General features: G+C 52.6%; 1 protein-coding gene and 1 riboswitch. The gene reads right to left on the bottom strand.

The features are described 5' to 3' along the window. Positions 1–88: 88 nt before the first annotated feature. Positions 89–149: riboswitch (Fluoride riboswitch) on the bottom strand. A 24-nt stretch (positions 150–173) separates the two neighbouring features. Next, positions 174–508 (bottom strand): hypothetical protein (locus KMS84_RS43790; RefSeq protein WP_256921275.1); only part of this gene is annotated, 335 nt, incomplete at its 5' end.

Here is a 508-nt window from a genome sequence, read left to right as displayed (position 1 = left end):
AAAAAAGAGAGGCGACTGGGGTCGTAGGATCATAATCCTGTCCTAGCTCAGGGACAGGGAGCGGATACACCTACGCACCCTGTCCAGGGTTCACGTAGGCATCATCAGCACTAGGCGGTTAAAGGAGGAATGCCATCTCCTGAAATCATCGTATATCAGCCCCCTCAGAAGTATCAAGGCAATACCAAACTTGAATTCAAGGAATACATCGGGGATATCGCGGCGGTGGCGGCTCTCGACAAGGTGGTGCTCAGACTCCGTCGTGTATGTGCGCGGTCGACATCATTGGCATGAACCAAGCGACCTCCATGCTGGTGGATCGGTTCGGCGTCCATTACAAACCTGACGTCATCGATACTCTGATGCGTGATATCGAGGCCTGACTTCGACGGATAACTCTCGATGTGCGCCTCCAGGACGGACGCCACGAGCGTCAAACTATCTATGCCGAATTGCCTTCGTCTGTGTGAATCAAAAGGCTTATTTGATCCCGCTGAATCGCCAAAAC

It is taken from the genome of Streptomyces hilarionis, assembly GCF_024539675.1.
Lineage (GTDB): Bacteria > Actinomycetota > Actinomycetes > Streptomycetales > Streptomycetaceae > Streptomyces > Streptomyces hilarionis.
This window is presented reverse-complemented; position numbering and strand designations above follow the sequence as displayed.